This is a genomic window from Paenibacillus sp. P4_A9, assembly GCF_056402415.1.
On the sequence record NZ_JBFUHL010000107.1, the window covers coordinates 1 to 9,901 of the forward strand.

14 protein-coding genes are annotated in these 9,901 nt (G+C 45.1%); all 14 read left to right on the plus strand.

The annotated features are described in order from the left end of the window. On the plus strand, window positions 1-149 hold a 149-nt coding region (locus tag AC1DVJ_RS28755; protein ID WP_477595961.1), incomplete at its 5' end, for a PilZ domain-containing protein. A gap of 66 nt (window positions 150-215) precedes the next feature. Then, window positions 216-440 carry a hypothetical protein gene (locus AC1DVJ_RS28760; RefSeq protein ID WP_477595939.1) on the plus strand — a complete coding sequence of 75 codons (225 nt, stop codon included), beginning with the start codon at window positions 216-218 and terminating at the stop codon, window positions 438-440. A 139-nt stretch (window positions 441-579) separates the two neighbouring features. Continuing rightward, entirely contained in the window at window positions 580-1,263 is a 684-nt protein-coding gene (gene cmk / locus AC1DVJ_RS28765) for a (d)CMP kinase (RefSeq protein ID WP_477595941.1), read from the plus strand. Between the two features lie 2 nt (window positions 1,264-1,265). Next, entirely contained in the window at window positions 1,266-1,847 is a 582-nt protein-coding gene (locus tag AC1DVJ_RS28770) for a lysophospholipid acyltransferase family protein (RefSeq protein WP_477595943.1), read from the plus strand. Between the two features lie 148 nt (window positions 1,848-1,995). Continuing rightward, window positions 1,996-3,306 carry a 30S ribosomal protein S1 gene (gene rpsA, locus AC1DVJ_RS28775; RefSeq protein WP_477595945.1) on the plus strand — a complete coding sequence of 437 codons (1,311 nt, stop codon included), beginning with the start codon at window positions 1,996-1,998 and terminating at the stop codon, window positions 3,304-3,306. Window positions 3,307-3,335: 29 nt separating this feature from the next. Beyond that, a complete protein-coding gene (gene fni / locus AC1DVJ_RS28780) occupies window positions 3,336-4,394 on the plus strand; it encodes a type 2 isopentenyl-diphosphate Delta-isomerase (protein WP_477595947.1) in 1,059 nt (352 codons plus the stop codon). A 131-nt stretch (window positions 4,395-4,525) separates the two neighbouring features. Then, a complete protein-coding gene (locus AC1DVJ_RS28785) occupies window positions 4,526-5,152 on the plus strand; it encodes a YphA family membrane protein (protein WP_477595949.1) in 627 nt (208 codons plus the stop codon). Window positions 5,153-5,285: 133 nt separating this feature from the next. Continuing rightward, complete coding sequence (gene der / locus AC1DVJ_RS28790) at window positions 5,286-6,611, plus strand: ribosome biogenesis GTPase Der (protein ID WP_477595951.1); 1,326 nt, start codon at window positions 5,286-5,288, stop codon at window positions 6,609-6,611. A 13-nt stretch (window positions 6,612-6,624) separates the two neighbouring features. Then, on the plus strand, window positions 6,625-7,227 hold the full coding sequence (plsY, locus tag AC1DVJ_RS28795; protein ID WP_477595952.1) for a glycerol-3-phosphate 1-O-acyltransferase PlsY: 603 nt from the start codon (window positions 6,625-6,627) through the stop codon (window positions 7,225-7,227). A 41-nt stretch (window positions 7,228-7,268) separates the two neighbouring features. Beyond that, on the plus strand, window positions 7,269-8,294 hold the full coding sequence (locus tag AC1DVJ_RS28800; RefSeq protein WP_477595954.1) for an NAD(P)H-dependent glycerol-3-phosphate dehydrogenase: 1,026 nt from the start codon (window positions 7,269-7,271) through the stop codon (window positions 8,292-8,294). 97 nt (window positions 8,295-8,391) lie between these two features. Then, a complete protein-coding gene (locus AC1DVJ_RS28805) occupies window positions 8,392-8,673 on the plus strand; it encodes a stage VI sporulation protein F (RefSeq protein ID WP_314795905.1) in 282 nt (93 codons plus the stop codon). A 150-nt stretch (window positions 8,674-8,823) separates the two neighbouring features. Next, a complete protein-coding gene (locus tag AC1DVJ_RS28810) occupies window positions 8,824-8,955 on the plus strand; it encodes a DUF2768 family protein (protein ID WP_477595963.1) in 132 nt (43 codons plus the stop codon). A 21-nt stretch (window positions 8,956-8,976) separates the two neighbouring features. Then, window positions 8,977-9,270 carry a 2Fe-2S iron-sulfur cluster-binding protein gene (locus tag AC1DVJ_RS28815; RefSeq protein WP_477595957.1) on the plus strand — a complete coding sequence of 98 codons (294 nt, stop codon included), beginning with the start codon at window positions 8,977-8,979 and terminating at the stop codon, window positions 9,268-9,270. Between the two features lie 28 nt (window positions 9,271-9,298). After that, complete coding sequence (locus AC1DVJ_RS28820; protein WP_477595959.1) at window positions 9,299-9,889, plus strand: nucleotidyltransferase domain-containing protein; 591 nt, start codon at window positions 9,299-9,301, stop codon at window positions 9,887-9,889. The last annotated feature ends 12 nt before the right edge of the window (window positions 9,890-9,901 follow it).

Genomic DNA, 9,901 nt, shown 5'->3' on the forward strand with positions numbered 1-9,901 from the left:
TTCCATTTACAGGTGAAGTTGTACGCGTGAAAGTTAACGAAACGGGTAAGCAGCTTGTTATGATCAGATTCGCGGAGATTGCAGACAGAGAGAGGCAGAAGCTGATTCGTTTTTGCTTTGAAAGACAAATGGATTTTCGGAAACGCTAAGGATTGAGAGTGGGATGCAACGGGTATACTGCTATGCATATTGGATGCTAGCAGGAGCGTGATGTCATGTCGAAGGAGCAAGAGAGTGAACCCTATGAGCAGTTATTTATAAGATTCTCTGCAAGCGTAGAGAAGGTCATTATAAGAGCTGCGCTTGTCGTTATTATTCTGCTAGTTTGTGTACAAGCTTTGCTCCAAAATGCGTATATCCGTAAGCATTTCACTCGTGTTGAGCCCCTAGAAGGACAGCCATATATAGTGCCAGAACATCCCCTAAGAGAACGCTCCTAGGCGCATGAAATCAATGTGCAACGGAACCCAAGTTTTGCATATGACCATGTAGTGTGGTATAATTTCTAGTAATTAGCAGGCAAGTGCCTGCTTTTTTGTACGTAAGGTACTGTGAAGTATTGTTAGGAGGAACAGCAGCTTGGATAAGTTCAATATTGCCATAGATGGTCCTGCTGGAGCCGGTAAAAGTACCATTGCACGGCTAGTTGCTGGTGCGCTTGGTTTCATTTACGTGGATACAGGAGCCATGTATCGAGCAGTAACCTGGAAAGTACAGCAAGAAGGGCTGCTACCTGAGCAAGAAACAGAAGTGGCTACGCTCTCCAATCGTATGATGATTGAGCTCATTCCTGGAGATGAGGGACAACAGGTATTTGTAGATGGTGTTGATGTGACGAAGGCGATTCGTTCAACGGACGTTACGGCACATGTTTCGCAAATTGCCAGCTATGGTGCTGTGCGCCATTTGTTAGTTGGTTTACAGAAGCAAATGACCGTTTCCAAAGGCGTAGTCATGGACGGCCGTGACATTGGAACGCATGTCATGCCAGATGCGGAAATCAAGGTTTTCTTAACTGCGAGTGTGAAGGAACGTGCTGAGCGCCGATTCAAGGAGTTACAGAACAGTGGTGCGAACACAATGACTCTTTCCGAGCTGGAGCAGGATATAGCACGTCGAGATCAGTTCGATGAGCAGAGGGAAATTTCGCCGCTGCGCAGGGCGCACGATGCCGTGTTAATGGACAGTACGTCAATGACAATTGAAGAAGTTGTGGACGAAATTCTTGGACTTTGTAAGGACAAAGTCGGAGGTGGCAAATAAAGATGCTATATCGCATCGGACGAGCCTTATTTCGATTTATTTTCATCGTATTTTTCCGTATGCGTGCTATCGGAATGGAGAATGTCCCAACACAGGGTGCAGTTGTTCTGTGTGGTAATCATACTAGCTTCTTGGACCCCCCATTCTTAGGAACACCACTGCGGCGGAAGGTACATTTCATGGCCAAGGCGGAGTTGTTTGATATTCCTGTACTTGGGTTTATCATTTCAAGAGTAGGCGCATTCCCTGTGAAACGCGGAGGCGTAAGCAGAGAATCGATCCGACTTGCTGTACAGCTGCTTCGTGATGGTAATATGCTTGGGGTTTTTCCAGAAGGATCTAGAAGTAATGCAGGTGGGATGGGTAAGAAAGGTGCAGCAAGCCTTGCATTGAAATCGGGTGCAGCAGTCGTGCCGGTAGCTATCGTGGGTACCTATTCTCTTTTCCGCCGTATGACGATCGTTTATGGGGCACCTCTCGATATGAGTGCTTTTGCAGGAGCTAGTTCGGAAGATCTGGAGCAGGCGACAGAAGCAATCATGAAAGCAATTCGCCGACTACATACAGTTACTAGTAAAGCCTAATGAGAAATGTATGGAATCGAAAGCTTGGAATTATACTAACCTTAAAGTGATTGAACTTATTGTTGTGTTTGAAACAGAGTAGGAGCTTGCCTGCTGCTTTGTGACTTATAAATTTTTTTGTTGGTTTTAAATAGAGGAGGCTAATCTCATGTCAGATGAAGTAAAAGTTGAAGATCAATCACAGGAAGCTCAAGAAACAGCCGTTTCACAAGCAGAAGCAGAGCACGCACTTAACAATGTTGCTGTGCTGAAGAAAGGCGCTACAGTTAAAGGCAAAATCGTTAAAGTAGACGCTGATCAAGCTTTCGTGGATATCGGTTACAAATACGATGGTGTTATCCCTGTTCGTGAGCTTTCATCCGTAAGCTTGAATGATGCTGCGCAAGCGGTTGAGCTTGGTCAAGAAGTTGAATTGAAGATCGTTTCCATTAACGATGCGAAAGAAACATTGGTTTTGTCCAAACGTGTCGTTGACAACGAAAAAGCTTGGGAAACGCTGCAAGGACAACTAGAGAGCAAAGAAATTATCGAAGCTGCGGTTGCTGAAGTTGTTAAAGGCGGACTAGTTGTGGATATCGGTGTACGTGGTTTCGTACCTGCATCTATGGTTGAGCGTCAATTCGTAGAAGATTTCTCCGCTTACAAAGGTCGCACATTGCGCCTTCGTGTGAAAGAAATCGATCGCGAGAAAAACAAAGTCATCCTTTCCCAAAAAGATATTTTGGATGAAGAGTTCGAAACAAACAAAAAGAAAATCATCGAAGGTCTTCAAGTTGGTCAAGTACTGGATGGTACAGTTCAACGTTTGACACAATTCGGTGCATTTGTTGATATCGGTGGTATTGACGGTCTTGTTCATATCTCCGAGCTTGCTTGGCAGCACGTAGAACAAGCTTCTGATGTTGTTAAAGAAGGCGACAAAGTGAAGGTGCAAATCCTTAAACTTGATCCGTCCAATGACAAAATCAGCTTGAGCATCAAAGCAACACAAGATGGTCCTTGGTCAAATGTTGAGCGTGATTTCAAAGCAGGCGATATCGTTACAGGTACTGTAAAACGTCTTGCAGCTTTCGGTGCATTCGTTGAAGTGGCTCCAGGTGTTGAAGGCCTTGTTCACATTTCTCAAATTGCTCACCRTCACATCGGTACTCCGCATGAAGTATTGAAAGATGGCCAAGAAGTACAAGTGAAAATCTTGGAAATCAATTTGGCTGAGAAACGCGTTAGCTTGAGCATTAAAGAAACGGAAGATGCTCCTGAAGCGCCAGCTGGTGCAGCGGCTCCTGCTGCAGGTAAACCAGATAGAGAAAGACAACCGCGCGGCGATCGTGACCGCGGTAACAGTGCTAGCCACCAAAAAGAAATTGCTGGTAACGAAAACGTATCCCTAAGCAATCAAGGCTTGTCCATGACACTTGGTGAGCGTTTTGGAGATAAATTAGCTAAATTCAAAAAATAAATAGATCCAACTTCTAGGAGGGTATAGGAATGCGCATCTCACGCAAAATGGAGCATGTCCATTACGCGCTGGAGCTTGGTCAAACCCGCCAGCAAGGGCTGTCGGATATCAAGCTTGTGCATAACTGTCTTCCTGAGACATCGACGGATCATATTGCTTTAAACACAACAATCGGCGATCTCATTATGAGTTCGCCGATTTTAATTAATGCAATGACCGGCGGCGCTCATGAGACAGAGAGCATTAATCGCGAATTGGCGATACTCGCGAGGGAGAAAGGCTTGTCTATGRCTGTTGGCTCCCAGATGTCAGCTATTAAAAATAGCGAAGTGGCATCCAGCTATCAAATCGTGCGGCGCGAGAATCCAAACGGTATTATATTTGCTAATTTGGGCAGCGAAGCCACAACAGATCAAGCATTACGTGCCATAGATATGATTGAAGCGAATGCGCTTCAAATTCATTTGAATGTCATGCAGGAGCTGATTATGCCAGAAGGAGATCGCAGCTTCGTAGGTATGCTCAAACGCATTGAGAGCATTGTTCGTGATGTACCTGTACCGGTTATCGTGAAAGAAGTTGGTTTTGGCATTTCACGTGATAACGCGAAGCAATTGCAGGACATTGGTGTTCAGATTTTAGATGTAGGCGGTTCTGGCGGAACGAATTTTGCTGCAATTGAAAATGCGAGAAGATCCGTGGCATTAGCGTGGCTCAATGATTGGGGAACACCGACGAGCATGACTTTGTTAGAGGCGCTTTCCGTCTATCCTTCAGGTACTGTCATTGCCTCAGGCGGTATTACGAATGCATTGGAAGCAGCAAAAGTACTTACCTTAGGAGCATCAGCGGTTGGTATGGCAGGTTCATTTCTCAAGGTACTGCGTACGGACGGCGTAGATGCCCTACACGCGTTTGCCGAAGAGCTTCACCAAGGACTCATCTTAATTATGACGGCGCTAGGCGCCAATTCCATACAAGCCTTAACACAATGTCCCGTAGTCATTGTAGGAGACACTGCTGAATGGTGTCATGCGAGAGGCATTGACTTAACTTCATATGCAGGGCGAAGCAATCAGAGTAAATAATCAAAATATTGCCATACTAAGGATCAGGCAGATCTCCCTTATTTGATATTGATAGGGAGTCTGAAGATCCGCTAGCAGATCGATGTCGTTAAGTTGTCGTCGAATGCTACGCAGGCTAGGGTGGTTTGATTATGAATGCCGGTTATCTGTCGCTTATTCTTCTTTGCATCACGTTGATCTTGCTCGCCAGTGGTTGGAAGGAACTGTACATCAGAAGTATTTCGCATAAGGGCATGCTTCTTTTTTTTGTCTCATGGCTTATAGGAACACGAATAACCGTAACCATACAACATGTACATATTCAGCTTGTTTATGTCGTTGTACTTACGATTTCATTCAGTATTCTTTATGTCACACATGGCTTTATACATAAGCTCCATCTGCTTTCCATCGGTCTTCTGATCGGTTCACTCCATTTTTTATTTCAACAATTACTCGAGATGGACCCTATTCTTATTATTCGAAACTCAGAATGGCAGACGGCACTGCTGATTGCTATTGTTGCCGTTGTTGTTCAGCGCAATGCTTGGGAGCAGATTGCGGCGATTTCGATCGGTTATCTGATTGGGGATATGTATCAAGCGGGTATCCATAAAATGGATGGCTTTCATCAGCTCGGTATGGCTACTTTTCAAGATCAATGGTGGCTTTCCATCTTCACAGCGAGGACCTTAACAATCATGATACAAGCTGCGTATAATGGATGCCGAACCGTTGTGAGAAATTGGATAATCCGCAGAGGGAGTAGATGGAAATAACGAAAAACTTCATATACAATGCGCTTTTTTGGCGGAGTCTCAAAAGAGATTAGCCAAGGCGCGTCTTTTTTGTTATGATGTAAGTTGCGTATTTTTCCATGAAATATCATGGAAATCGAAGGAGAGATGTAAATTGGGTAGACCCGTACTTGCAATTGTAGGCCGACCGAATGTCGGCAAATCCACCATTTTTAATCGAATCGTAGGCGATCGCATGGCGATCGTAGAAGATAAACCAGGTGTCACACGGGATCGTTTATATGGTGTTGGTGAATGGCTGAATACCTCTTTCAGCGTCATTGATACCGGTGGTATTGAAATTGATGGCGAGGACGCGATACTGAAATCTGTTCGTGTACAAGCTGAGCTTGCGATCGAAGAAGCGGATGTCATCGTGTTCATGGTCGACGCGAAGGCAGGGGTAACTCCGTCGGATGAAGAAGTAGCGCAGCTATTGTTCCGTTCCAAGAAACCAGTCGTTTTGGCCGTGAATAAAGTGGACAACTTGGCGCGTCAAGATGATATTTATGAGTTCTATTCTCTTGGTTTCGGCGATCCCGTTGGAATCTCCGGCTCGCACGGGATTGGTATTGGTGATCTGCTTGAGGTTGTTTGTAATTTATTCCCGGATAAAACGGATGATGAGTACGGCGATGAAGTCGTGAAATTTGCACTGATTGGCCGTCCAAACGTAGGGAAATCCTCGATGACGAACGCGATTCTTGGAGAAGAGCGAGTTATAGTGAGCGACGTTGCAGGAACCACGCGGGATGCGATCGATACACCTTTTGAACGTGATGGACAGAAGTTCGTTATCATTGACACCGCAGGTATGCGTAAACGAGGTAAAGTTTACGAGAACACAGAGAAATATAGTGTGATGCGTGCCATGAAAGCCATTGAGCGAGCAGATGTGGTATTGGTCGTAATTGATGGTCAAGAAGGCATTATTGAACAAGATAAACACATTGCGGGATATGCGCATGAAGCAGGAAAAGCGATTGTGATTGTCGTAAACAAATGGGACATCGTAGAGAAAGATGATAAAACGATGCAGCATTTCACGACTACGATTCGTGATCATTTCTTGTTCTTGAGCTACGCGCCGGTTGTGTTTGTATCAGCTAAGACTACGCAACGTCTTCATAAATTGCTGCCTGTCATTGTTCAAGTAGCTGAGAATCATGCTTTGCGTGTACAAACACATCTTCTCAATGACGTTGTTTCCGATGCGGTTGCCTACAATCCACCACCAACGGATAAAGGAAAGCGTCTGCGGATTAACTACGTTACACAAGTGGCTGTTAAACCGCCAGTGTTCGTTCTCTTCGTGAATGAACCTGAGCTTATGCATTTCTCATACGAACGATATCTGGATAATAAAATTCGTGCTGCCTTTGGCTTTGAAGGCACACCCATTCGCATCTTGAGCCGTAGAAAAACTTCAGACAAAGAATAGGAGATGTTGTACATTGCTTTCGATAATAACAATTGTAGTGGGCTATTTAATAGGATCCATAAGCTTTAGTTATTTATTCGGAAAATGGCTTAAGGGGATTGATATCCGCAAGCATGGCAGCGGAAACGCTGGGGCAACGAATACGCTCCGCGTACTAGGGAAAGGCCCTGCAATCCTCGTCCTGCTGCTGGATGCCTTGAAAGGTGTCGTCGCGGTCTTACTGGGGGTTTGGGCTGCTCCAGGACCTGATGACATCTGGATTCGCGTCTTATGTGGTTTGGCAGCGATAGTAGGACATAATTGGCCCGTATTTTTTGGCTTCCGGGGTGGTAAAGGAGTTGCGACTACCATTGGGGTCATGGCGACACTTTGTTTTCTTCCTACGTTGATCGCTGGCCTAACAGCAATCGTCATCATAGCTATCACACGATTTGTATCGCTCGGATCCCTTATACTTACAGCACTCTTACCTTTTCTAATTTGGGGAATGGACCGGCCTGTACCTGTTTTGTGGATAAGTATCTTGCTATGTGCATTTGCTTTTTTACGTCATCGAACGAACATTGTGAAGCTTATCCAAGGAAAAGAAAACAAGCTGGGCCAGAAAAGAGCCTAACGAAATTGTTCTAAGAACATCTACGCATAGGAGGGGAAACCGTGACACAAAAAGTATCGGTCCTTGTAGCTGGAAGTTGGGGGACGGCACTCGCCTCGGTATTGGCGGATAATGGGAAAGAAGTACTTCTATGGTCTCGTAACGAAGAACAAGTGGTAGAAATTAATGAGAAGCACACGAATAGTCGTTTTCTGGGGGATGTAACGCTATCTCCTTCGATTATAGCAACTAATTCCTTACAGGATGCCGTGAAAGATGCGGATGCCATTATTATGGTTGTGCCGTCTTCTGGCATGCGTGAGGTCGCTTCGCGGATGCGTCCTTTTCTGAAGAAGGATGCGCTCGTCATTCATGCGACCAAAGGCTTTGAAACGGGGACGCTCAAGCGTATGACCGAGATACTTGCAGATGAGCTACCTGAGCTCGATCCGAAGCGATTTGTCGTCCTTTCGGGCCCAAGTCACGCGGAAGAAGTCATCCGCAAAATGCCAACAACAGTTGTTGTGGCTGCGCAAGATTTGAAGGCCGCGGAGGCGGCTCAGGATCTGCTTATTACTAGCTATTTCCGAGTGTATACAAATCCAGATGTCATAGGTGTTGAGGTCGGTGGCGCGCTCAAGAATATCATTGGGCTTGGCGCAGGACTTACGGATGGCTTGGAATTTGGCGATAATGCCAAAGCAGCGCTTGTTACTCGGGGACTCGCAGAAATTACCCGCCTTGGTACTGCAATGGGAGCGAATCCGCTTACTTTTGCGGGGCTTGCGGGAATTGGTGATTTAATTGCGACGTGTACAAGTCAACATAGCCGGAATTTTCGAGCTGGCTATCAGTTAGCGAAAGGTATTCCTCTAGACGAAGTCCTGAAAGAGATGGGGATGGTAGTAGAAGGCGTGAAAACGACGAAAGCAGCTTATGACCTGGCCAGCCGATTCGATGTCACGATGCCGATTACGAACGAATTACATAACGTCCTTTTCGAAAGTAAATCGCCTTTGCTTGCTGTGAGAGATTTAATGGGGCGCGTACGGACGCACGAAATGGAAGAATTACCGATGACACGGTAAACAAAAGGTTGGAGATAGCCTACACCAGTTCTTCTCCGCATTCATACTATACCCTATCAGGAGTTCTCATCAGCTTAGGGTATAGGAGGCGGCACAGTTGGCGAATAAAGATATGTCCAAGGACGTATTGAGTGTGGTCAAGAAGAAGACGGGCAAATCCGTTACATCTAAAGATATTGAAAAAATTGCAAGTGGTGTGAAACCTTCTACAATGCAGAGTGAAACGCAATTAAGGGCACTCATTAAACAGGTTTCAGGTTTAGTTAACGTCAAGGTATCGGAAGAAACCATTAATGATATCGTTCAAGCCGTTAAAAGTAGTAAACTTGACACCAATAACATGCAGCAATTAATGAACATGATGATGGGTAAGAAATAGGAAGCATGAAGGGGATCCTCATCCCCTTTATGTTTTTTTCTTATTCTGTGCTATACTTACATGTGTTTCATTTCAACGATTTTTACATAAGGAGTTAATACGATGTCACCTTTAGACAAAATGTGGGCCTCATTTGTAGCCATGGGACTGATGGTTGTCGCATCATTTCTAATCTCATATGCACGAACAAGAACGACAGGTTTATGGCGCGGTGTACTATCTTTTATCGCTTTTCTAATGTTTATCCCCATTTTACTATTTATGCTATCTTCTTTGTTTTAACCGACCGGAGGGGAAATCGTCATGTTAGAATTGAAAACACGCAAAACACAGATACAGCTTACGCCGGAAACGGGATTAACGATTCTGGATCATGCGCTGAAAGCAGATGTGGATTGGGGGTTTTCCTGCACGCGAGGTACCTGCGCAAGGTGCCGCTGCTATGTAGCTGAAGGCCGCGAGCTGCTTTCTGAGACTTCAGAAGCGGAAGAAGATCGTTTAGAGCCTGAAGAGCTTGAACAGGGCTATAGACTAGCCTGTCAATGCGTGGTAAAGCAAGCGGGAACAATTTCAGTTACGCATAAGCCTTATTTTTAAAATTTACTGCCTGAAAGGTGTGGGCATGATGAAACTGCTGGAGCCATTACTCCCGTCGATTTCGACTATTCATACAAGGTTACAGCAAGCTCACAATGTGCGATGGTTGGTTGGTGGAAGCTGTGGTCTTCTGATGCACAACGTGGATATAGGAAGAAGTCCAAGAGATTTGGATATTTATATAGATCTGAATGATGTCCAAAAGGTGCATACGTTGCTGCAGCCTTACGCGATTGATCAGCCTGAATTTAGCGAGACGCCTATATATGCTTCTATGCTGAGTCATTATCGCATTGACGGTCACGTGGTTGAGGTTGTTGGCGATTTTAAAGTAAAAGCATTGGGGTCCGTCTATCAAGTTGAGGTCGAATACCTAGGAGAAAACTATGCTTGTCCTGCTACAGTTGAGGAGCAAGAGGTTCCGCTGATGCCATTAGCGCATGAGTTTCTCTTTAATGTCCTTCGAAATCGGCCTGATCGTTATGAACCGATTCTAAGAACTATGCAAGCTCAACCAGACAGACATATGCCCGCGTTGACAGATTTGATGAACCGAAATTATTGGGGACATGAATTTCATGTGAAGATGAACGAATTGCTAGATTGGAGCCGATTATGAGTACTTTTGATG